General features: G+C 53.9%; 25 protein-coding genes. 10 read left to right on the top strand and 15 right to left on the bottom strand.

Annotation, left to right across the window (positions count from 1 at the left end; genetic code table 11):
• Window positions 1-14: 14 nt before the first annotated feature.
• Genes Q371_RS10155 through argJ form a run of 4 tightly spaced genes read left to right on the top strand, consistent with a single transcriptional unit; the run spans window position 15 to window position 3,226 of the window.
• A complete protein-coding gene (locus Q371_RS10155; RefSeq protein ID WP_157442633.1) occupies window positions 15-428 on the top strand; it encodes a hypothetical protein in 414 nt (137 codons plus the stop codon).
• 16 nt (window positions 429-444) lie between these two features.
• The gene (argC, locus tag Q371_RS10150; RefSeq protein WP_034339805.1) at window positions 445-1,416 is read left to right on the top strand and encodes an N-acetyl-gamma-glutamyl-phosphate reductase; all 972 of its coding nucleotides are present in this window, start codon (window positions 445-447) and stop codon (window positions 1,414-1,416) included.
• A 37-nt stretch (window positions 1,417-1,453) separates the two neighbouring features.
• Window positions 1,454-2,053 (top strand): hypothetical protein, encoded by a 600-nt coding sequence (locus Q371_RS10145; RefSeq protein WP_034339801.1) that lies wholly within the window; start codon window positions 1,454-1,456, stop codon window positions 2,051-2,053.
• Window positions 2,054-2,062: 9 nt separating this feature from the next.
• Window positions 2,063-3,226 (top strand): bifunctional glutamate N-acetyltransferase/amino-acid acetyltransferase ArgJ, encoded by a 1,164-nt coding sequence (argJ, locus tag Q371_RS10140; protein WP_034339798.1) that lies wholly within the window; start codon window positions 2,063-2,065, stop codon window positions 3,224-3,226.
• A gap of 108 nt (window positions 3,227-3,334) precedes the next feature.
• Here argJ and Q371_RS26935 read toward each other — a convergent pair whose 3' ends face one another.
• The 4 genes from Q371_RS26935 to Q371_RS10125 form a co-directional block, all read right to left on the bottom strand.
• On the bottom strand, window positions 3,335-3,472 hold the full coding sequence (locus Q371_RS26935; RefSeq protein ID WP_157442632.1) for a hypothetical protein: 138 nt from the start codon (window positions 3,470-3,472) through the stop codon (window positions 3,335-3,337).
• A gap of 36 nt (window positions 3,473-3,508) precedes the next feature.
• On the bottom strand, window positions 3,509-3,841 hold the full coding sequence (locus Q371_RS10135; RefSeq protein WP_034339796.1) for a hypothetical protein: 333 nt from the start codon (window positions 3,839-3,841) through the stop codon (window positions 3,509-3,511).
• A 175-nt stretch (window positions 3,842-4,016) separates the two neighbouring features.
• On the bottom strand, window positions 4,017-4,343 hold the full coding sequence (locus tag Q371_RS10130; RefSeq protein WP_034339794.1) for a hypothetical protein: 327 nt from the start codon (window positions 4,341-4,343) through the stop codon (window positions 4,017-4,019).
• Window positions 4,344-4,422: 79 nt separating this feature from the next.
• The gene (locus Q371_RS10125; protein ID WP_281174301.1) at window positions 4,423-5,970 is read right to left on the bottom strand and encodes a DNA internalization-related competence protein ComEC/Rec2; all 1,548 of its coding nucleotides are present in this window, start codon (window positions 5,968-5,970) and stop codon (window positions 4,423-4,425) included.
• A gap of 61 nt (window positions 5,971-6,031) precedes the next feature.
• Here Q371_RS10125 and Q371_RS27885 point away from each other — a divergent pair, with 61 nt between their 5' ends.
• Window positions 6,032-6,430 (top strand): hypothetical protein, encoded by a 399-nt coding sequence (locus tag Q371_RS27885; RefSeq protein ID WP_245618318.1) that lies wholly within the window; start codon window positions 6,032-6,034, stop codon window positions 6,428-6,430.
• A 113-nt stretch (window positions 6,431-6,543) separates the two neighbouring features.
• Here Q371_RS27885 and Q371_RS10120 read toward each other — a convergent pair whose 3' ends face one another.
• Window positions 6,544-6,912, bottom strand: a complete 369-nt coding sequence (locus Q371_RS10120) for a ComEA family DNA-binding protein (protein WP_034339792.1) — start codon at window positions 6,910-6,912, stop codon at window positions 6,544-6,546.
• A 97-nt stretch (window positions 6,913-7,009) separates the two neighbouring features.
• Entirely contained in the window at window positions 7,010-8,110 is a 1,101-nt protein-coding gene (locus tag Q371_RS10115; RefSeq protein ID WP_034339790.1) for a GGDEF domain-containing protein, read from the bottom strand.
• A 281-nt stretch (window positions 8,111-8,391) separates the two neighbouring features.
• Here Q371_RS10115 and rlmB point away from each other — a divergent pair, with 281 nt between their 5' ends.
• Window positions 8,392-9,105 carry a 23S rRNA (guanosine(2251)-2'-O)-methyltransferase RlmB gene (gene rlmB / locus Q371_RS10110; protein ID WP_034339787.1) on the top strand — a complete coding sequence of 238 codons (714 nt, stop codon included), beginning with the start codon at window positions 8,392-8,394 and terminating at the stop codon, window positions 9,103-9,105.
• Between the two features lie 60 nt (window positions 9,106-9,165).
• Window positions 9,166-10,116 carry an ion channel gene (locus tag Q371_RS10105; protein WP_051964011.1) on the top strand — a complete coding sequence of 317 codons (951 nt, stop codon included), beginning with the start codon at window positions 9,166-9,168 and terminating at the stop codon, window positions 10,114-10,116.
• Window positions 10,117-10,143: 27 nt separating this feature from the next.
• On the opposite strand, the gene Q371_RS10100 is transcribed toward Q371_RS10105, so the two are convergent.
• From Q371_RS10100 to Q371_RS10065, 8 genes are all read right to left on the bottom strand, one after another.
• Window positions 10,144-10,590 carry a hypothetical protein gene (locus Q371_RS10100; RefSeq protein ID WP_051964008.1) on the bottom strand — a complete coding sequence of 149 codons (447 nt, stop codon included), beginning with the start codon at window positions 10,588-10,590 and terminating at the stop codon, window positions 10,144-10,146.
• Between the two features lie 24 nt (window positions 10,591-10,614).
• On the bottom strand, window positions 10,615-11,127 hold the full coding sequence (locus Q371_RS10095; RefSeq protein ID WP_034339784.1) for a DinB family protein: 513 nt from the start codon (window positions 11,125-11,127) through the stop codon (window positions 10,615-10,617).
• Window positions 11,128-11,171: 44 nt separating this feature from the next.
• Entirely contained in the window at window positions 11,172-12,140 is a 969-nt protein-coding gene (locus Q371_RS10090; protein ID WP_169743825.1) for an endonuclease/exonuclease/phosphatase family protein, read from the bottom strand.
• 66 nt (window positions 12,141-12,206) lie between these two features.
• The gene (locus tag Q371_RS10085; protein WP_034339781.1) at window positions 12,207-12,755 is read right to left on the bottom strand and encodes a hypothetical protein; all 549 of its coding nucleotides are present in this window, start codon (window positions 12,753-12,755) and stop codon (window positions 12,207-12,209) included.
• Between the two features lie 116 nt (window positions 12,756-12,871).
• Window positions 12,872-14,509 carry a chaperonin GroEL gene (groL, locus tag Q371_RS10080; RefSeq protein ID WP_034339778.1) on the bottom strand — a complete coding sequence of 546 codons (1,638 nt, stop codon included), beginning with the start codon at window positions 14,507-14,509 and terminating at the stop codon, window positions 12,872-12,874.
• A 74-nt stretch (window positions 14,510-14,583) separates the two neighbouring features.
• Window positions 14,584-14,868, bottom strand: coding sequence for a co-chaperone GroES (gene groES, locus Q371_RS10075; RefSeq protein WP_034339776.1), 285 nt, complete (start codon window positions 14,866-14,868; stop codon window positions 14,584-14,586).
• A 191-nt stretch (window positions 14,869-15,059) separates the two neighbouring features.
• Window positions 15,060-15,491 carry an SRPBCC family protein gene (locus Q371_RS10070; protein WP_034339774.1) on the bottom strand — a complete coding sequence of 144 codons (432 nt, stop codon included), beginning with the start codon at window positions 15,489-15,491 and terminating at the stop codon, window positions 15,060-15,062.
• Window positions 15,492-15,568: 77 nt separating this feature from the next.
• Window positions 15,569-16,327, bottom strand: coding sequence for a TatD family hydrolase (locus Q371_RS10065; RefSeq protein WP_034339770.1), 759 nt, complete (start codon window positions 16,325-16,327; stop codon window positions 15,569-15,571).
• A 481-nt stretch (window positions 16,328-16,808) separates the two neighbouring features.
• Here Q371_RS10065 and Q371_RS25585 point away from each other — a divergent pair, with 481 nt between their 5' ends.
• Genes Q371_RS25585 through Q371_RS10050 form a run of 3 tightly spaced genes read left to right on the top strand, consistent with a single transcriptional unit; the run spans window position 16,809 to window position 19,107 of the window.
• Window positions 16,809-17,375, top strand: coding sequence for a hypothetical protein (locus Q371_RS25585; RefSeq protein WP_157442631.1), 567 nt, complete (start codon window positions 16,809-16,811; stop codon window positions 17,373-17,375).
• 2 nt (window positions 17,376-17,377) lie between these two features.
• A complete protein-coding gene (locus Q371_RS10055; RefSeq protein ID WP_051964002.1) occupies window positions 17,378-18,259 on the top strand; it encodes an LptA/OstA family protein in 882 nt (293 codons plus the stop codon).
• Between the two features lie 53 nt (window positions 18,260-18,312).
• Window positions 18,313-19,107 (top strand): LptA/OstA family protein, encoded by a 795-nt coding sequence (locus tag Q371_RS10050; protein ID WP_051964000.1) that lies wholly within the window; start codon window positions 18,313-18,315, stop codon window positions 19,105-19,107.
• A gap of 97 nt (window positions 19,108-19,204) precedes the next feature.
• On the opposite strand, the gene Q371_RS10045 is transcribed toward Q371_RS10050, so the two are convergent.
• Window positions 19,205-19,783, bottom strand: a complete 579-nt coding sequence (locus Q371_RS10045; protein ID WP_157442630.1) for a hypothetical protein — start codon at window positions 19,781-19,783, stop codon at window positions 19,205-19,207.
• Between the last annotated feature and the right edge of the window lie 177 nt (window positions 19,784-19,960).

Genomic DNA, 19,960 nt, shown 5'->3' with positions numbered 1-19,960 from the left:
CCAAGGTGTTTCTCATGACCAGAACGGTTCAACCTGATGTGCTTTTGGGAAATCTGAGGTTGCCCACAGATGTGCCGCTGCTCTACAGCAATGCCATCTTGGGCATTCCTCGTGATCCTCAACTGATCCTTCTTGGCCAGATCAACCATCAAGACATCCATGTTCTGGCCTCGCTGGATCTTTTTGACCTTCCTGTATTGCAAGGAGGTCAGGAAGGAAAGGTGACCCTCACACCTTTTCCATCGGCAAAATCTTATTGGCTGAGGGTCACGAAGCATCAGGTGGTGCGCTGGAAATGCATGAACAGGTTCATAGACATCCAGATTCAAGAAACTCTGGATTCCCGTTACATTGAAAGCATCTCTGGCACGCTGGACGATGCCCAGAGGGAGCAGTTGAAACGGCTCGTTTTGCTGCCCAAACCCTGAAAGCAGGAGAACACACATGGGTAAACCCCGAGTATTCATTGATGGCGAGGCCGGAACCACAGGCCTGCAAATCCGGGCGCGTCTGCAAGACCGCACCGATCTGGAACTCATCAGCATTGATCCGGCTTTGCGGAAAGACCAGAACGAGCGCAAACGCTTGCTGAACCTTGCCGATGTGGTGGTGTTGTGCCTTCCCGACGAGGCCTCCAAAGAAGCCGTGGAAATGCTGGACAACCACACCACCCGTGTGCTGGACGCCAGCACCGCTTTTCGCGTGGCTGAAGGCTGGACTTATGGTTTCCCTGAGATGACAGAGGGCCAGAAGGACCGCATTCGCAATGCCCGGTTTGTTTCCAATCCCGGTTGTTACTCCACAGGCATGATTGCCCTGATCCGTCCCCTCACCGATGCAGGGCTGCTCTCTGAGGAGGCCCTTCTGAGTGTGCAGGGTTTCAGTGGTTACTCTGGCGGAGGCCGTCAACTGGTGGATGCCATGGAAGGGAAAGGCACCCATCCGATGGCCGGACAGTTCAAAGCTTATGCTCTGGGCCTGTCCCACAAGCACCTTCCAGAGATGAAAACCTATGGGGGTTTGCAGCACGCGCCCCTGTTCACGCCAGCCGTTGGGGCATGGCGTCAGGGAATGCTGGTTCAGGTTCCCCTGCACCTGAGCATGTTCCCTGAGGGCACCACCCCAGAGCACATCCATGCTGCACTGGAGAAACATTATCAGGGTCAACGCTTCATTGAAGTGATGCCTTATGAGCATGGCAAACCAGAGAATGCCATTCTTGACCCGCAAGCCCTGAACGACACCAACAAACTGCAAATTTTTGTGTTTGCCAACCCTGAACTCGGTCAAATGTTGCTGGTCTCCAGATTGGACAACCTTGGGAAAGGCGCTTCTGGAGCGGCTGCACAGAATCTGGATGTCATGCTGGGCCTCGAAGGGGATCAGGATTACAGCGTTCCCTCTGGGCAGTTATGAATTTGGCAAGAGTGAATCCCTAGAATAAAAGAAGACCATGGGTTACCGAATCGACCACTTCTTTCATTTCAACGCTGCGGGACACCGTTCTCAGGCCGGTCTTGAAGTTCATCCAGACCATGCACTGCTGACCGTTCCAGAGGTCAGCACCTTCAGTGATTTGATCGAAGTGTACCGGGTGCTCGGGCAGGATGGGTACTTTGGGAACAGTCTGGGCTCTTTTCAGGACTGCCTGAACGACTGCAAGGGCTACTGGGGCATTCAGCCTCCAAAGCTGGAGATCCAGCACCTTGCCCTGCCCGGTCTGCCTCAACCCCATCTGGAAGCCTACATCGAAATGCTGCTGGAAGCCGTTGTGCGGTATTCCACCCATGCGGAGCACAACCAGAAGCTCGATCCCGAGCACATCCGCGAAGAGTTGCATCGGGTGTTTCCCAGCATGTCAGAAGCCCAGATTGCGTTTTACATCGCTCCCATTCCCACCACCACCCTGAGGGTGCTTTTTCCAGAGTCCTGCAAGGATGTGCTGCAAGCGGTTCTGGATGGGCACCAACACCAAATTGAACATGAGGTTCGCTTCTGGAACAGCAAAGGGTTTCACCTCCCCGAGCAGTTCACCCGCGAATCCTTTGCATAAGGAGTTTTGATGACCCTTCCCTTTCAGCCCAGAGGCTTTCAAGTGTGTGCCAAAAACATTGGCATCAAACAGGGTTTGCTGGATTTCACCGTGATCGCCTCTGAAGTGCCCGCCTCGGGCGCAGCGGTGTTCACCAAGAGTGCTTTTTGTGGAAGCCCGATCATTGTGGGCCGTGAGCACGTTCAGAACGGCATTTTGCAGGCTTTTGTGATCAACTCGGGCAACAGCAACGTGGCCACCGGAGAGCAAGGCATCCAGAATGCCCGTGAAATTGTGCGTCTGGTCGCCGAAGAACTCTCCATTCAGCCAGAGGACATCCTCCCCTCCTCCACTGGGGTCATTGGTCGCCAGTTGCCCATGGACATCATCCGCAAAGGCATTGTGGGTGTGGGCAAAGAACTCCAAGCAGGCCATCTGGAAGATGCTGCAGTTGCCATCATGACCACCGACACCCGTCCCAAAGTGCGGGCAGCGAAAATTGGCGATGCGGTTCTGGTGGGCATGGCCAAAGGAAGTGGCATGATCGAGCCGAACATGGCCACCATGCTGTCCTACTTTGCTACCGATGCCAAAATCGATCCAGAGACCCTGCAAAACCTGTTGCGCGAAGTGGTCAACCTGTCTTTCAACATGGTCAGTGTGGACACCGACACCTCCACGTCAGACACCGTGGCGATGATGGCCAACGGACTGGCCGGAGAAGTGGATCTGGAGGCTTTCAAACAGGTTTTTCTGAGCATGGCCATTGAACTGGCACAGGAAATCGCCAGAGATGGTGAAGGGGCCACCAAGTTGATCGAGGTGCGCGTCAAAGGGGCCAATTCTTTTCAGGACGCCAAAGCCCTTGCCAAAAGCATTGTGAACAGCCCTCTGGTGAAAACCGCCATTTTCGGCACGGATCCGAACTGGGGACGCATCGCCATGGCTCTGGGCAAGGTGGAGACCTTCAACACCCAGATTGATCCTTACTTGGTGCAGATTTCTTTTGGAGACCTGATGGTCTACGACAAAGGCAACTCCGACACCGGTCAACTCGATGCCCTGACCGCTTACCTGAAAGGCAAGGACATCCTGATTGATGTGCACCTGAATCTGGGCGATCAGGAAGCCACCGTCTGGGGCTGCGACCTGACCTACGAGTACGTCAAAATCAATGGTGAATACACCACCTGAAACATCAAGCTGTCAAAAATCAGAAGACCAGAGGACATCCCTCTGGTCTTTTTTGTCTTTGTTGTTTGGGATGGGCTTCTTCAATGAACGCCCTCTCAGTGCACATTCTCAATGCACGGTGTCTTCGGCATGGTCGCGTTCAGAACTGGGCAAAGCCAGCACAGGTTTGACCCTGCTCTGGTCCATCAGCTTCTTGCTCAAAAGCACCAGACCCAGTCCGACGACAGCAGAAATCAGCAATTTCATCGGAGTCTCCTTTCCAGGGGGTTTATTTTTGCTGCGTCAACGGCGACGCATGAACAGCAAAGCAAGCAGGGCCAGCACAGCACCCAGAATGATCAGGTTGCGGGTGCGGTTCTCTTCCATGTCTTTCCAGACCGCAGTGTCCTGGGCTTTGCTGGCAAACTCTTTCACATCGGTGGCCAGAGCATCTGCTTTGACTTTGGCATCTTCAACCACCCGGATCACGGGTTCTTTGATGTGGTCAAAATCGGCTTCGTGGAATTCTTTTTTGGCTTTGTCGCTGAGTTCTTCGACTTTTTCACGGACGGTCTGGGCGGCGTGGGCCACTTTTTCCGTGATGCCATCCTTGTTGTCTTTGTTGTGTGCAGTCATGGAATGCCTCCTGTTTTCAGTTCACTTCAAATCAAAGAACAGTGCTGTATCGGATCCCGTATTTGAGTGATGGGGCAATACGCACAAAGATGGATTTGAATGCAAAGCTGCAATGCAAATGGGATGTGAAGTCACGGCAAAAAGCACCCCTCATTTCTGGGGGTGCTTTGCAAGTTCAGGCCATTCTGCGGCGACGGGCCACCAGCAGGGCGCCGATGCCCAGAGCGCCCAGAATCATCAGGTTGCGCTTGGATGCCATCTTGCCCATGGGCTCCATCATTTTCTTCATGCGGTCATCGGCTTTGGTTTCGTGGATTTTGGCTTTCAAATCATCCACACGGCCTTTGACCATTTCACTGGTCTTCTCGATGAAATTGGGGGCGGTTTCGGATTTGACATCGTGGATTCCTGAACGGACTTTGTCCGCAGTTTGTTGGATGCGTTCACGGGTCATTTCAACTGCATTTGCAAAACGGTCTTTCAATGTTTGGTCCTGGCTCATATCAGCCTCCTTGAACATATTCAATCATAGGGGGGGTTATGAAGTCTGATAGGCCACTTAAATGCGCTTTAGACAAACTTCAGGGCAAGTACAGCATGACAGCCCCCAATTGGTCTGTGCGCCACACTCTGGCGTGCACATCTTGCAGCCTGCCCAGCACATCAGGGTGTGGATGACCATAATGGTTTTTGCCTGAACTGATGATTGCATGCTCAGGTTGAAGTTGCCTCACAAAGGCCTGAGAGGTGGAGTGCCTGCTGCCATGGTGGGCCACTTTCAGGACCGTCACCGGACCCGGAGCAAGCACATCTTCAACACTGGAAGGCAAATCTCCCAGAAAAAGTGCACTGAACTTGCCTTTTTGCAGTTTCAGGGCCACGCTGTTGGCGTTGTCTTCTGGGCTGACATGACCCGGTTGAGGGTAAAGCACCTGCAGGACACTCTGGCCCACCTGCAGGGTGTTCCCTCTGTGCACCTGACGGATGGGAATGTGTTTCTCATGGGCGACTTGCAGCACCTCTTGCATGACTGGATCCGTGGTTTTGAGGTGCCCCACCCAGAGTTCTCCCACCGGAATCTGCTGGATGACACTGGTCAGTCCTTCGATGTGATCGGTGTCGGCATGGGTGGCCACCACCACATCCAGCCGGAACACCCCGAGTTTTTGCAGGGCGGGCACCACAGTCTTTGCGCCCACATCGAAATCGCTGCCCGGACTGCCTCCACCGTCAATGAGCACGTTGAAATGCCCGAGTTGCAGCAAGGTGCTGTCTCCCTGCCCAACATCCAGATAAACAATGCGCTGCTCTGGAAAAAGCAAAGGGGACAAACCTGTGATCCCCATTCCTGCAAGGGTGAGGGCCAGCAGGTGGGCAGGTTTCAGGCGGTTGAGCAACCACAGGCCCACCCCCACCAACCAGACCAGGTACACCAGCAGGCCAGCCACCCCAATGTTTCCCCAAGGCAACGGTGGCACCTGTGCAAACAGGGAAATCAACCAGAGGAACACCGTCAGGACAATCCCGATCACCCCATTGACCAGAACCCCCAGAGGTCCCAGCAAACCGGCCAGCATGCCTGCTGGAACCAGAATCACCATGAATGGTCCGAGCATCAGATTGCTCAAAGGACTGATCCACGGCAACACATTGAACTGGCTGGCCACCACAGGCAACGTGGTGAGTTCTGCACAGAACGTTGCTGCCAGCGGGTAAACCAACCAGCGTGGGACCTGCTCTGGAATTTTGCTGGCCAGATCGGGGGTGAACAGGAGGCCCAGCACCGCCAGATAAGACAGCTGAAAACCCACATCGAACAGCCATTTGGGATAAAACGTCAGGCTGACCAGAGCGGTCAGGGCAAGGGTACCCAGCATGTCCAGCTTTCCCCTTCCCAGAGCCAGTGCAAGCAAAACCACCATGCCTTGCAGCACTGCACGCAAGATGCTGGGTTCGGTGCCCACCAGAGCCAGATAAGCCATGAGAAAGACCATCAAGAAGACATGCCTCGCCCGGCCAAACCTTCTGAGGAGGACCTCCAGCACAGCCACCAGAATGGCCACATGCTGACCGCTCAGGGCCAGAAAGTGGGCCACCCCTGCCCGAGTGAAAGCCTCCTGGAGCGTCAGGTCTCCGATGCCCTGTCAGGTCCTGCTTGTCTCCGAGTTCCAGAGCCACCATCAAAGCAGCATGTTGCTCAGAAAGTCCTGTGGTCAGTCCCCTCTGAAAGTGCGTTTTGAAGCCCTGATCCGGTCTGGACTGGACCACTTTGCCCCCATACAGTACCCCTTGCACACCGCGCAATTCCAACCATGCTGCGTAATCAAAAGCATCAAAATTGCGCCTTCCCTCTGGACGGTCCAGTGTGCCACGCACCACCAGTTGTCCCGCAGGCACCTCTGGAGCAGGGGCCAGAGCCAGCCTGACTTTGGGCTCTGGCACATTCAAAAACCTGCCATCCCAGTGGCCTTCGATTTCCCACTTCTGGCCGTAATAGGGGACCAGTGGATGGACCACCTTTTGCAACTGCACAGAGTGACCCCATCCCCAACCCAGAGAACATGCTGCCAGCAACCAGAGGGACCATGACCGGACCCAAAGGAGCAAAACCAGCAACAGCACACCCCAGAAAAGGCCATAACCCAACAAGATGCCAGCCACCATGGCAGCCAGCAAGTACACCGGAGGGGTGAGAACACGCATCAAAACACCACAAGCGGTGCCAGCACAGACAGCATTTTTTCCCCGATGCCCTTGACCTGATCCAGATCTTTCAGGCTCTGGTAAGGCCGATGTTCCATGATGCGCTGGGCCAGTTTGGGGCCCACTTTGGGCAGTTCCACCAGTTGTTCAAGTGTTGCCGTGTTGATGTTGATGGGTCCAGAGACCACCGGACGGATGTGTGACGTTCCCACAGGGGCAACAGAAACGGGAGGCACACCCACACTCTGGTTGATGGTGGGCATGTCACGCACGGTTTCAAAACGGAGTCTGGGGGTTCTCAGGTGGTCCAGCACCAACCACAAACCCAACACCACGAAAGCCAGAGAAAGCAAATAAACAGGTTTCATACCTGTTCAAGTTAAGGGCATCAAGTGCAAAAAGAGGTGACCAGAGCAGCAAAAACAGGATTTCCCTGAGGCGTGATGGTCAGTGTCCTGATGTGCTTTACAGGGATTTCGCGGCCTTCACCTGAGGGTACTGCCCACTTTTGGGGATGTCTTGCAGTTGGGGCATGGTCTTGTTGCGACCTGCCCCTTTGGCCTGATACAGCGCCTGATCGGCCCGCTGAATCAGGGTCTGGATGGAATCCAGAGAAGCCAATTCAGAAACCCCCACACTGATGGTGACACTGCCGACCTTCTTGAATTTGATGGTGCGCATCACCACATGGATGAATTCCGCCACCTGCCATGCCCGGTGCATGTCCATGTCGGGCAGGATCACCATGAACTCTTCTCCACCCCATCGGCCAGCAATCGCATTTTTGGGAAGGTGCAGGTGCAACACTTCTGCGAAGCCTTTCAGGATGATGTCTCCAGTGGCATGTCCAAACAGGTCGTTGATTTGTTTGAAGTGGTCGAGGTCCAGCAGCAAGACCGACACGGTTTTGTCGTATCGAACAGCAAAAGTCACCACTTCGTTGAGCTGGTCCTCCAGATAACGGCGGTTGTACAGTCCGGTCAGGGCATCGCTGTTGGCCTCACGGTAAGCCAGAACGTACTTGTCCTTGATGAGGATCACGTACCTCGACATCATGATGGTGACCACCGAAGCCACATAAAAGTGAATCAGCCATGCCAGTTGGGTCGGGTCGATTTTGGCCAGATCCCCGAGGTGCACCACCAGACTGCACAGACTGACCACCAGAAGCCCGAGAGCCAGACGGTGTGCAAGGTGGCTCGGATAAAGGACATAAATCACCATGTACTGAACTGGAAACCACAGGCTGAACGCCAGAAACAGCGGTTGTGCAGTGCTCTGTTCAAAAAACCCGTTCAGGCAAAGCAACAAATAGAGTGCTGTGGTGCCCAGGTAAAAATGCTTGACCACTGGATAGGTGCGCGGGGCCTGCCAGACCACCAAGGAGAGCACCAGCCATGCCGTCAACAGAAAAGGCAAGGTGACGTGGTACAGCCACGAATACTGCGAAATGGAAACCCAGTACGCAGCGGTGCTTCCCAGAGCAGCAATGCCCAAGGTCGCCCGCATCAATTGCAGTTCCAGTTGCTCGAATTGTTTGTCTAAATCCACATGGAGGTGGCGCATAAGGGTGTGACCTTTTCATTTTACATGTTTTTTGAACAGGTGTTTCAGAAATTTTGTTGCACTTTTCAGACATCTGGATGTCAAGCGGTCCAGCATGAAGCAACAATTGCCTTTCACACGTGATTTGTCTTTGAAACTATCTCCAAGAGCTGCGCCAGCAACCGAAAATTCAACCCTCGGGAAAAACCCTTGTTTCCTGAACAAGCCTGAGGCTCTGGCCTTGTGCCTTTCAAAAGGCCAGAGCCTCGCCGTACCCGACAGCTTGGAAGTATACTGACACAATGCAGATTTATGGAAGAAACCCGGTTTTCGAAGCCCTCCGCAACGGTGAGGTGCTCGAAGTGCTGGTGGCAAAAGGCATTGAGCCACGCATTGTGCGTGAGTTGGAAGAACACAACATCCCCCTGAAGTTCATTCCACGCATCGAAATGGACCAGATGGTGGGCTCCACCCAGCATCAGGGCCTCATCGCTGAAATTGCTGACCTGCACTTCAGTGATGTGGAAGACATCTTCGACCTTGCCGAAGAGCGCGGAGAGCAAGTCCTGATGGTGTTGCTGGACGGCATCACCGACCCGAGGAATTTTGGAGCCATCATCCGCAGTGCCGAAGTGCTCGGGGCGCACGGCGTGGTCGTGGAAGAACGTCGCAGCGCACCCCTTTCTGCGGTGGTCGCCAAAACGGCTGCCGGTGCCACTGCATATTTGCCCATTGCACAGGTCAAAAACATGGCCCGTTTCATCGACCAGCTCAAAGACCATGGGGTGTGGGTGTATGGAGCAGCCGGAGAAGCCCGCATGGGCGTGGCACAGGTGGATTATGACCGTCCTCTGGCCCTGGTGATTGGTTCGGAAGGGGATGGAATGCGCCGTCTGGTCCGTGAAAAATGTGACGAGCTGGTCTCCATTCCAATTGTGGGCAAAATCCAGAGCCTGAATGCCAGTGTGGCTGCCAGCATCCTGATCTATCAGGCCATGCAATCCAGAGCCAAATGAACCTTCACAAAGTCCCGGATTCTGCAGAGTCCGGGACTTTCTCATGGCAAGGAGCCTCCAATGACCAATGGAATGGGCACACCCCCACAGACCACGCCTGAAGATCTGGGCATCGGATCGGTGCAAGCAGAACGCAGTGGCCGTTTCTTGACTGCAGATGGAAGGTTCAACACGCGCCGTCTGGGTCTCAGGGGATGGGGCAGCCTGAGTCCTTTTCACCTGATGCTTTCCCTGAACTGGTGGATGTTTTTCGCTCTGGTGCTGGCCCTCTTTGTCCTGACCAATCTGGTTTTTGCCGTGCTTTATGTGTTGTGTGGAGCAGATGCCCTGCAAATGACCACCGAACATCCCATTGACAACACCTTCTGGAAAGCCTTCTTTTTCAGCATCGAAACCCTGTCCACCATTGGGTATGGGCACATTGCCCCCACCACCATGGCTGCCCATCTGGTCTCCAGTGTGGAAGCATTCACAGGCTTGCTGGGCGTTGCCCTGATCACAGGTGTGCTGTTTGCAAGGTTTTCCCGGCCCAACACACACATTTTGTGGAGCAAGAACGTCATCTTTGCTCCCTATCAGGGGGGTGAAGCCCTGATGGTCCGCCTCACCAACGGCGCATACAACGAACTCATTGAGCTGGACGTGCAAATCGTGCTGGTGTTCTACGAGTGGGTGCAAGGACAAAAAGTCCGTCGGTTTTACCCTTTGAAACTGGAGCGCCATGAAGTGGAGTTCTTTTCTCTGGCCTGGACCCTTGTGCATCCCCTGACCCCAAGCAGTCCCCTCTGGGGCCTCACCCCACAACACATGCATGAGCGGGAAATCGAGCTGATGGTGATTCTGCATGCCACAGACGATGTGCTGTCACAAAGGGTACACGCACGGGTGTCTTACACCGCAGAGGATTTTTTGTGGAATGTGAAATTTGCCAGCATGTATGTGTCCAACAGCCATGGTGCGGTCACCATCGATGTGCGCAAACTCAGCGATGTGGAACCCGTGCTCAAATGAGCTGGCTGGGCATCCCTTACGTGCAAATCAATATGCGCCATACCTGAGGAATTCACGCATCTTGAACGCACAGGTGTCATCTGAGGTCACCCTTGAACTGCCAGTGATGGTTCGCAGTTTGCCGTTCTCAGAGAGGTACACCTGCGTCACGTGATAACCACGCCCTTCACTGATCATGGTGTATGTGGCCATCACGGCCCACTGGTTCAGACGCGAGTTGGACTCGGTGTTGACTTCTTTCATTTTCTGTTGTTCCAGAGCAGCTTTCAGTTTCTTGCCAAATGCGTCGGCTTCCACTCTGGAGGCCAGAGGCACAAAAGGTTTGGTGTGCTGGGTTTCCCGCAGCACACAGGCCGATCCTGCACTGGTCCAAAGGGTTGGGGTGATGGAGGTCCATCCTTCCAGCGGAATGTTGATGGCCGAAGCCGTTGAAAGCAAAATTCCGGTCAAGCCAGTCCAGAGCAAAGGTCGCATCTTTTTCAAGCTACCACAAGCGCATTAGGCTTGCTTGAGGGCCATCTGGATGTGACCCAGATGGTGGCGCACATGCCATTCGTGCTTGCTGATCAGTTTCCAGATGGGTTGTCTGCCCTCATCGGGATGGATGAATTCCCGTTCCATCTCGGGAATGGCAAGGTGCTTCAGGAGGTGAAGCCAGCGTTCATTGACCGCTGTGAACTGGTTGACGGCAACTTCCACAGGCAGGTTGTAGTCCTGCAATTCAGCCCAGAGATCTTGCGGAAACGGCATGATGGTGGGTGTTTGCAAGGTCATGCCAAAACGAAAACGGTTGAAGCCCTGCTCGTGACCGTCTGCGATGTGAAAAGCCAGTTGCCGCACTGTGAAACTGCCTTCCCGATACTGTTTGTGCAGTTCCAGTTCGGTGAGGGGGCACACCAGATCGTGAAGTTGCTTGGGGAAATCACGCAAAATCTGCAAATACTGTTCCAGACGTTCATGGGAGAGGGTCTCGGGGATGGATAACTTGCCAACCGGGTATTGAATGTCCATGGGTCATGGTACCAAGCGGAAAAGGTTTTGGGCAGGTGGATGGGTTACGGTTGCAGTTGCAAATCGGTCACCACAGGCAAATGGTCCGAGCCTTTGCTCTCCTCCACCCATGTTTTGAGCGTCTGAACGTCAGGCGAGAACCAGAGGTGATCAATCCTGTACAACTTCAAAGAAGCATTCCAAGTGAACCCAAACCCCAGTCCTGAATGGGCGAAGGCGTTGTCCAAACGGTCTTCCAACTGGCGGTACAACGGACCCAGAGGGGGCATGTTGAAATCTCCGCAAGCCAGAAAAGCCTGTTTTTGCTGCTGTGCCTGCCCTTGAGACTTCAGCACCACATCCACCCCATCCTGACGGATGCCACTGACCCTGTGGGTGCGTTCCTCAAGGGTGCGCCCCATCCTCTGGTCCCAGGCGGTGGGTCCCAGACGGTGCCTGTCCAGATGCACCGTCACCACAGAGAGGGCCTGCTCGGGCAACTGCAGCGTGGCTTCAAGCGCCGTGTGAAATGAGTTGGGAAATTCCAGCCAGCGTTTTTGAACCACTGGAAAGCGGCTCAAAATGACCAGTTCTCCCACTTGGGCCATCTGCCAGCGTTGATCCTGCTTCTGCAAGACCGTCCAGATCTGAGGCCCTGTGATGCGTGCCTCCTGCAAACAGAGAACCTCTGGTTGAATGTGCTGGATGGTGCTCAAAAGCGGTTCCAATCCTGCCAGTCCTCCATGCACATTCCACGTCATGACCCTGACCTTGTTGGATGTTTCTGGACGCGGTGGGTGCAATTGCAGTCCCATCAGCAAAAAAAGCCAGAGCAGCAAGGGCAGCCCTTGCCAGAGCAAAGCCTTCCAGCGTTTTTTGAAGAGGCCCACCAGAATGACCAGAGCCGTTGGAAGAACAAAAACATGGGGTGGCACAGAGGCCAGCAAAGTGAACACCCAATGGGTTTCTGCTCGGGTTTCCAGCAAGAACCAGAGCAGAATCAGAAAGGAAGATTGAAAAAAGACACCCCTCAAGCCATGCATTGTTGAGCAACATACACATGATGTGTATGAAGAGGGTGAGTAAATTTCAGATGACGCTCAGTACAGTCTTGTGACGGGACTCTGATCATGAAAACCGACAAAAATTCTCAAATTCAATTGATCCAATCTCTTCTGATGGATGAAAAGGTGCTGGGCAAAAATGGAGACCGTATACGCAACAAGTCCGATGGTTCGAGCAGCATCCTTGGGTGTCGTGGCAAAGTCAGAATAATACTTTCCAATTTCTGACCAGCGGCCCAAAGAAAGACCTCCTTGATGGTCACAGAAACCGTCCTGATCCTCTGTAGGGTCTTGATGGTAATAGGAAAAATGTGAACTCCAATCGTTGTCAAGATCATATTCAAAACAAAGGGCTTTGAATCCTCGCACCTCACAGGAGACCAGAGCAACATCAATCCAGACCTTCATGTCTTCGGAAAAGGTCATGAAATCCTCTGGATTGATCCGTTCAAACGACTCCAAGGCTCCTATTCTTTCTGCACTTGCCCGAGCCAGATTGATGATTTGACAAGGATCATTGGGCGTGAAAATTCGCTCCATTTGCAACACAAAATCATAGATTTCCTTCAAGCCATCCCATTTCATATTATGATTCTAGCATAATTGAGTCATGCTTTTAGATACAGATTAAAATGCTTTCTGCACTGTACCTCAAAAAGAAAAACCCCTTCCGAAGAAGGGGCAAAGCATCCAGAGGATGTTTAGAAGTCCATGCCACCCATGTCAGGTGCGCCAGCGGGAGCAGGAGCGCCTTTGGGCTCGGGCTTGTCGGCGATGATGGCTTCGGTGGTCAGCACCAGGCTGCCGATGGAGGCAGCGTTTTGCAGGGCGGTGCGGGTCACTTTGGCGGGGTCCACGATGCCAGCGGCAATCATGTCTTCCACGAACTCACCGGTGGCAGCGTTGAAGCCGTAACGGGGTTCAGCGTTGTTCAGCACGGTGTTCACAATCACGCTGCCTTCGTAGCCAGCGTTGAAAGCGATTTGACGGGCGGGCTCTTCCAGAGCGCGCAGCAGGATGCGTGCACCGGTGGCTTCGTCCCCTTGCAGGGTGTCAGCGAGGTTGCGCACAGCAGGAATCACGCGGAGCAAGGTGGTGCCCCCACCGGACACGATGCCTTCTTCCACAGCACTGCGTGCGGTGGACAGGGCGTCTTCGTAGCGGTGCTTCTTCTCTTTGAGTTCGGTTTCGGTGGCAGCACCCACGCGAATCACGGCCACACCGCCAGCCAGTTTGGCCAGACGCTCTTGCAGTTTTTCACGGGCGTAGTCGCTGTCGGTGCTCTCAAGTTCGGCTTTGATGGCGTTCACTCGGGCATCGATTTCGGCTTGCTTGCCGTAACCGTCAATGATGGTGGTGTTGTCTTTGCTGATGCGGATGCGCTTGGAGCGGCCCAGCATGTCGAGGGTGGTGTTTTCCAGCTTGTAGCCCAGCTCTTCGGAGATCACCACACCACCGGTGACGGCAGCGATGTCTTTGAGCATTTCTTTGCGGCGGTCACCAAAGCCGGGGGCTTTGACGGCAGCAATGTTCAGGGTGCCACGCAGTTTGTTGAGCACCAGGGTGGCCAGCGCTTCACCTTCGAGGTCTTCAGCGATGATCACGAGGGGGCGGCCGGTCTGGGCAACGCGCTCCAGAACAGGCAGCAGGTCTTTCAGGGCAGCGATTTTCTTCTCGTTGATCAGGATGAAGGCTTCTTCCAGCACAGCTTCCATGCTGTCAGGGCTGGTGACGAAGTAGGGGGAGATGTAGCCCTTGTCGAACTGCATGCCTTCCACAACGTCCACTTCGGTGGCCAGACCACGGGATTCTTCCACGGTGATCACGCCTTCTTTGCCCACGCGGTCCATGGCGTCGGCGATTTCCTTGCCGATTTCGGCGTCGTTGGCGGAAATACCAGCCACTTCCTGGATGGCTTTGCTGTCTTCGACAGGCACAGCCAGACGCTGGATTTCTTCAACGGCAGCAGCAACAGCTTTTTCAATGCCGCGTTTCAGAGCAAGGGGGTTGGCTCCGGCCACAACGTTGCGCAGACCTTCTTTGATGATGGCCTGACCCAGCACAGTGGCGGTGGTGGTACCGTCACCGGTGATGTCGTTGGTTTTGGAGGCCACTTCTTTGAGCAGCTGAGCGCCGATGTTCTCGAGTTTGTCCTCGAGTTCAACTTCTTTGGCCACGGTCACACCGTCTTTGGTGATGGTGGGGCTGCCAAATTTTTTCTCGATGACCACGTTGCGACCACGGGGGCCAAGGGTCACTTTCACAGCGTTGGCTACAGCGTTCACGCCGCGTTCCAGGGAACGACGGGCCTGTTCGTCAAAAATCAGTTGTTTGGGCATGGGAAACTCCTTTGCTGAAGGGAAGGTTCAGGGTCAAAAACCCGGATTCAAGAAGGTTGACTGATGTTCTACGATCACTCGACGACAGCGAGGATGTCGCGCTCGTTGAGGATGGTGTATTCGGTGCCTTCGAGTTCGATGGTGGTTCCACCGTACTTGGCGAACACCACGATGTCGCCTTCTTTGACATCCACAGGAACGCGGGTGCCGTTGTCGAGCACTTTGCCTGCGCCCACAGCCACAACTTTGCCACGAACAGGTTTTTCTTTGGCGCTGTCAGGCAGGACGATTCCACCGCGGGTGGTGGGGGCTTCTTGCACCAGTTCGATCACGACACGATCTCCGATGGGTTTCAGCATGGATGAACCTCCAGAAAAAATTTAGGTGAGTACGCTGGTCGACTTTTTGCCGTTTGAGACCATCCCGAGGATTTCTCAGGTGGGATTCAGGCTTGAGTGTCAACCAACTCCAGTAGCTATTATAACCTCACTCATTCATGTGTCAATAGCTTGAACACAAGATGTGAGTGTATTCAGCTCAAGTTTGGTGATTAAGAGCGGGAAGGCAGCTGTCCGTTCAGGGTTTCCACCGCATCGCGGATCGCTTTTTCAAGTTGCTTGCCATAAGGCACCACATTGGACAGGATCAACAGGCTCATGGAGCGCGGTTTCAGGCTCATCTGGTAATTCAGTTCGGTCTGACCGCCCTGATACTCAAATTTGAAGGTCGCCCGACCATGCAAATCCCCTTCAACAAGGAGTTGCATTTCGCGACCCGGACGCACATCCACCACGGTCAGCATCAGGCGGATGTTGCCCCGGACCAGCATCACCTCTGCCCCAACATTGCCGCCTTTGATCAGGGTGAATTCCCATTTGGCAGGCCACCACCCTTTGTAATTCTCAAAATCCATGAAAGCCTCGTAGACCTTCTGGGGATTGCCGTTCACTTTGATGCGTTCTGCAGCTTCGACGTTGGCCATTTCATCCACATGGTAGCCGATTTTTCAGCAAGATGGCTTTTCCATCAAGCGATTTTTCAGCAAGCATTGTGGTGTGCTCATGGCAATTGGTACACCGTGGAGGCATTGCGAACGGTGATGTCTTCAAATTCCTGTTCCGAGAGACCCAGAAATTCTGCCAGAAACTGCAAGGTGTACCGGGTGTACCCCGGACGGTTGGGTTTGCCCCGATTGGGCATGGGAGCCAGAAAAGGGGCATCGGTTTCCACCAGAATGCGGTCCAGAGGCACCTGTTTCGCAGCCTCCCTGAGGTCATGGGCATTCTTATAGGTCACATTGCCAGCAAAAGACACATGAAAACCCAATTCCAGACCCGCTTCAATCAGGCCCATGTGGCCGTTGCAACAGTGCAAGATGCCTTTGTGCCAACCAGCGTTTTTCAGGACCTCGGCACAATCCAGACTGGCTTGCTCGCGATTCTGTTTGTCTCTGGTGTGGATGACCACCGGACGGTCCGTGCGTCTGGCCCAGTCCAACTGCCATTCAAAAGTTGCCATTTGCACCTCTCTGGGAGCAGCATCCCAGTAATAATCCAGCCCGGTCTCCCCCACCCCAACCACACGGGGATGCTTGCCCAGAGCTTCCAGATCTGCACGCACCTCTGGGGAATCCTGCAAAGCATCGGTGGGATGGAGACCCACCACCGTGTAAATTCGGCTGTCCTGTTCGCTGAGCTGGATCACATTGCGGGCATGAACCGGATCGGCACCAATGGCCACCACTCTGGAAAGGCCCAGTTCGTCCAGAGCCTGCAAGGGATCATCGAGGTAATCGAGGTGACAGTGGGTGTCAATCATCAGGGTATTTTACCTGAGCAAAAGAACACCTGCCTTGCAGCAGATCTCACAAGCAGGGTAAGCACAAAGTCTGACTTTTGGCATGTCACTTGAAAAAGCGTTCAGCGATCAGCCATCAGCGTTCAGCAAAAAGCTCACCAAAAGGCTTTTGCAAACAGCAAAACAAAAAGCCACTCAGACTTTCCGTTCAACAGGCAGCCAGAAAACTGTCCTTTATTGCTGACTGCTGATCGCTGACGGCTGATGGCTCTTGGTGTTGGTATTGCCCTACTAGTGACTTTGCGCTTACCCTGATCTCACAAGCCCTTCTGCCTTCTGCTTTTCATCCGGTATTTCCCTGATGGAATGAGCCCCTTTTGAAAACCCTGCGCTCCAACATTAAGGAACCATTGTGCTGAGCATTACGGTGATAAACCCTTAGGCGCACTTCACGCTTTTCATGTCACGATCAAGGACACTACGTATCGGAGGTTAAAACATCTTGCTACGCTATGCTTCCTGGGCACTCCTGATGCTGCTGGTTCTGGGTCTGGTTCTGGCTTTGCTGCCATCTCCGGCAGTCCAAGCAGCGCAAGGGGTCACCCTGACGGGAGTCAGCATGAAACTGTACCCCCAGCAGGACCCAAACGCCGTGTGGGAGTTCCAGAGTGACCGCATCCAGTACGATCCCATCGAGGGAAAATCCACCCTCTCGGGCGTGCAGACCGGGAAGCGCATGGTGAAAGGCGAGCTGGACATGACCATCACTGCACCTGGGATTGAAATTGATCGGACAGATGACTTGCACATGAAACAGGCTGTCCTGTATATCCCTAAACAGTGCACCACACTCACAATCCAGAAAAACGTTCGCATTGAGCAGCAAAGTGGCATCAAAGGCGAAGGGCTGGTCTGGCGTTCCGCAAACACCAACATGGTCGGAAAAGCCATCGACGCTCCTTTTGACCTCGGACCTGACACTTTGGTGAACAAACCCGAGTTCGTCAGTGACCTTGATGCCCCCGAGCAGTGCGTGAACGGTGAGATTGTTGAAAAACCGGAGGATTGAACATGAAAAAGGCATGGTTGGCAGTAGCCCTTCTGGGCGTGAGCGCTCTGGCCGCAGACGGCAAAGAGCAGAGACTTCTGAAATTCGCTTCTGACACCTTCAAAGGTGATGTGAGAAATGGGCCTTACACCTTCACGGGCAGCGCCAGCGAACCCATCAAAGCCCAGGTCAGCAACCTGCAAATCACCAGTCTGAACGCTGTGTTCTCTGCCCCAGCAGGGAAAGCCATGACCGAAGCAGCAGGTCTGCGCACCGCAGAATTCACCAACAGCGTGAAAGTGCTGCGTGGACGCCTCTCTGCTGAAGGCCCCAGCCTGACCTACTCCGAAGAGACCGGTCAGGGCGTCCTGAAAGGCCCAGCCACCAGCGTTTTCGCTCCTGAAAAAGAAGGCGACGATGCTGTAAACGTTAAAGCGAACCAGATGTCCTTCGATGTGGACACCAACATCTCCACCTCCACAGGCAAAGTCAGTCTGGTCACCGGACGCCAGACCGGAAACAGCGACAAACTGGTCTTTGACGAGAAAAAAGAGTTGGGCATCCTGACCGGCAACGTGCAACTCACCAAGAACCCCAAAGACGCCAAAGACAACAAACTGGTGATCACCGGCACCGAAGCCCGAGTGCTGACCAACGACAAACAAAAACTGCTGCTGGTCAAAGGCAACGTGAAACTCGTGGACGGTGACATCACCACCACCGGAACCACCGTTTATTACGACGACAAAGCCAACCGCGCAATTGTGCTGGGTGCTCCCGCCAAGAGCTACAATGCCAAAACCAAAGCCACCATCTCTGGGGGCACCCTTGAACAGAACACCGACAAGAACACCGTGCGTCTGTTCAAAGGCAAAGTCGAATTCTCCGAAGCCCAGTTCAAGTAAGGCATCTCGCTTTCTTGAAGTTTGAAAATGCCGAGCATGGAAGGTGAATGTCAATGAAACCCATCCAGCGCATCACCTCCCTGCTTCTGTTTGCCGTCGGTGCCATGGTCCTCGCTCAGGAAGAGGACACAGCACCGACGTTTTCTCTGGAGCGCAACGACAAACTGATTGTGATGAGCAAACGAGGCCCCGACGACTCGGGCCTTGCCCTGTTCTGCAATCCCGATGAGACCACCCGAGGCATCTTCTTTGACCCTTCTGAAGCGTCGGTGCTCACCACCATTGACGACAACCAGATCAAAGCCCCTCTGGCCGTCATGGACAAAAAAGAAGGCGGAGACGGACACCTCGAAATGTCCGGTGGTGCAGCCTCCCTCGAAGAAGAAGACGACTTTGGGTGCCCCAAGCTCACGCCCAAAGCGGAAGCTGGAGCCATCAAAGTCACCAAAGGCAAAACCCTCCTCTCGGGCAGCAAACTGGTCTACGACGAGAAAGACGGACAGGCCAAAGTCGAAGGCCCCATCACATTCGAGCGGGAACAGAAAGACGGCAAACTGACCGGAAGCAGCCAGACTCTGGTGGTGGATGTGGACAAGAACACCACCGTCATGAAGGGCAGCGTGAAGCTGAACAGCGGAGACCGGGTCAGTTCTGCGGAAGAGGTGGAGTACAGCGAGAAGGACAATGTGGCGATCTTGCGTGGGACGGCACAGAATCCTGCGAAATCCACCAAAGGCAAAGAGGAATTGACCGCCGAGGTGATCCGCTACAACCTTGAAACCAACGATGTGGTGGCGACCACAGCCAACAACTCCATCAAAGGCAAATTCGAGGACGAAGACAAGTAAGACTGCCTGTGCTTTCATCAAATTTGAGCGATGGATGGCGTCACATCAAAGAAACCCTCTGGTTGATCCAGAGGGTTTCTTGATACAGGTGGCCCATTCAGCAGCGAACACTCCAGAAACCTTTGTTTTCGATGGTGGGTCGTTTCACATTCCAGGATTTGCCAGGAATGTTGAACCTGCCAATGAACACCCCTCCATACGTTCCAATCAAGCCTTCCTCGTAGAAGTCTGCAGAATAATCTCCTCTTGTGTTGTCATAATTCATCACCACCCGGTACTCTGCACAGGTGTAGGGGTTCAAATTGATGCTTGCACCAACCTGGGTGTTCCAGGTATAAGAACCTTGCAAAGTCACTCCTGCACTGGCCACAGGTGCTGTGTACTCGGCATTGACCGTGACTGTGATTGTCCCTCCAGTGGAACGGGTCACAGAGAAGTTGCAAGGCACAGCCGTGCGACAACTGAATTTTTCGCGGTAAACCACTTCTGATGAAGCATTGACCCCCAATTTGCGTGCAGAAATGCTGTTGTTGCGGAAATCATCGCATTGGCCATTTCCATTCATGTCATAACAAGCTTGTGGTTTGATGGATTCGGTGGGGGTGACGTTCACAGAGTCTGTTCCAGTCAGCTTGATGGTGTGGGTCTGCACTTGCAAAGGTGTACCTTCTGTCACAGATGCATCCTGGCTTTCAAGGACAGGAGTTTGAGCACAGGAAGCCAACAAAAGAAGCAGGGCAAAAACTGGGGTTTTGTTCATGTTTTTTCCTTTCAAAGGGCCAGAGCAATTCCAACATCTGGCCCTGACTGCAATGTAAGGTTTGTCTACTTTCTGATTGTGATTGATTGGAAA

This window comes from Deinococcus misasensis DSM 22328, assembly GCF_000745915.1.
Classification (GTDB): domain Bacteria; phylum Deinococcota; class Deinococci; order Deinococcales; family Deinococcaceae; genus Deinococcus_C; species Deinococcus_C misasensis.
The sequence above is the reverse complement of the archived record's forward strand: the minus strand, read 5'-3'. Positions and strand labels throughout refer to the sequence as shown.

Coding starts and splice junctions, on each gene's coding strand:
- Q371_RS10155 (WP_157442633.1), top strand. CDS start 15: ATGACCAGAACGGTTCAACCTGATGTGCTTTTGGGAAATCTGAGGTTG.
- argC (WP_034339805.1), top strand. CDS start 445: ATGGGTAAACCCCGAGTATTCATTGATGGCGAGGCCGGAACCACAGGC.
- Q371_RS10145 (WP_034339801.1), top strand. CDS start 1,454: ATGGGTTACCGAATCGACCACTTCTTTCATTTCAACGCTGCGGGACAC.
- argJ (WP_034339798.1), top strand. CDS start 2,063: ATGACCCTTCCCTTTCAGCCCAGAGGCTTTCAAGTGTGTGCCAAAAAC.
- Q371_RS26935 (WP_157442632.1), bottom strand. CDS start 3,472: ATGAAATTGCTGATTTCTGCTGTCGTCGGACTGGGTCTGGTGCTTTTG.
- Q371_RS10135 (WP_034339796.1), bottom strand. CDS start 3,841: ATGACTGCACACAACAAAGACAACAAGGATGGCATCACGGAAAAAGTG.
- Q371_RS10130 (WP_034339794.1), bottom strand. CDS start 4,343: ATGAGCCAGGACCAAACATTGAAAGACCGTTTTGCAAATGCAGTTGAA.
- Q371_RS27885 (WP_245618318.1), top strand. CDS start 6,032: ATGTTGCTCAGAAAGTCCTGTGGTCAGTCCCCTCTGAAAGTGCGTTTT.
- Q371_RS10120 (WP_034339792.1), bottom strand. CDS start 6,912: ATGAAACCTGTTTATTTGCTTTCTCTGGCTTTCGTGGTGTTGGGTTTG.
- Q371_RS10115 (WP_034339790.1), bottom strand. CDS start 8,110: ATGCGCCACCTCCATGTGGATTTAGACAAACAATTCGAGCAACTGGAA.
- rlmB (WP_034339787.1), top strand. CDS start 8,392: ATGCAGATTTATGGAAGAAACCCGGTTTTCGAAGCCCTCCGCAACGGT.
- Q371_RS10105 (WP_051964011.1), top strand. CDS start 9,166: ATGACCAATGGAATGGGCACACCCCCACAGACCACGCCTGAAGATCTG.
- Q371_RS10100 (WP_051964008.1), bottom strand. CDS start 10,590: ATGCGACCTTTGCTCTGGACTGGCTTGACCGGAATTTTGCTTTCAACG.
- Q371_RS10095 (WP_034339784.1), bottom strand. CDS start 11,127: ATGGACATTCAATACCCGGTTGGCAAGTTATCCATCCCCGAGACCCTC.
- Q371_RS10085 (WP_034339781.1), bottom strand. CDS start 12,755: ATGAAATGGGATGGCTTGAAGGAAATCTATGATTTTGTGTTGCAAATG.
- groL (WP_034339778.1), bottom strand. CDS start 14,509: ATGCCCAAACAACTGATTTTTGACGAACAGGCCCGTCGTTCCCTGGAA.
- groES (WP_034339776.1), bottom strand. CDS start 14,868: ATGCTGAAACCCATCGGAGATCGTGTCGTGATCGAACTGGTGCAAGAA.
- Q371_RS10070 (WP_034339774.1), bottom strand. CDS start 15,491: ATGGCCAACGTCGAAGCTGCAGAACGCATCAAAGTGAACGGCAATCCC.
- Q371_RS10065 (WP_034339770.1), bottom strand. CDS start 16,327: ATGATTGACACCCACTGTCACCTCGATTACCTCGATGATCCCTTGCAG.
- Q371_RS10055 (WP_051964002.1), top strand. CDS start 17,378: ATGAAAAAGGCATGGTTGGCAGTAGCCCTTCTGGGCGTGAGCGCTCTG.
- Q371_RS10050 (WP_051964000.1), top strand. CDS start 18,313: ATGAAACCCATCCAGCGCATCACCTCCCTGCTTCTGTTTGCCGTCGGT.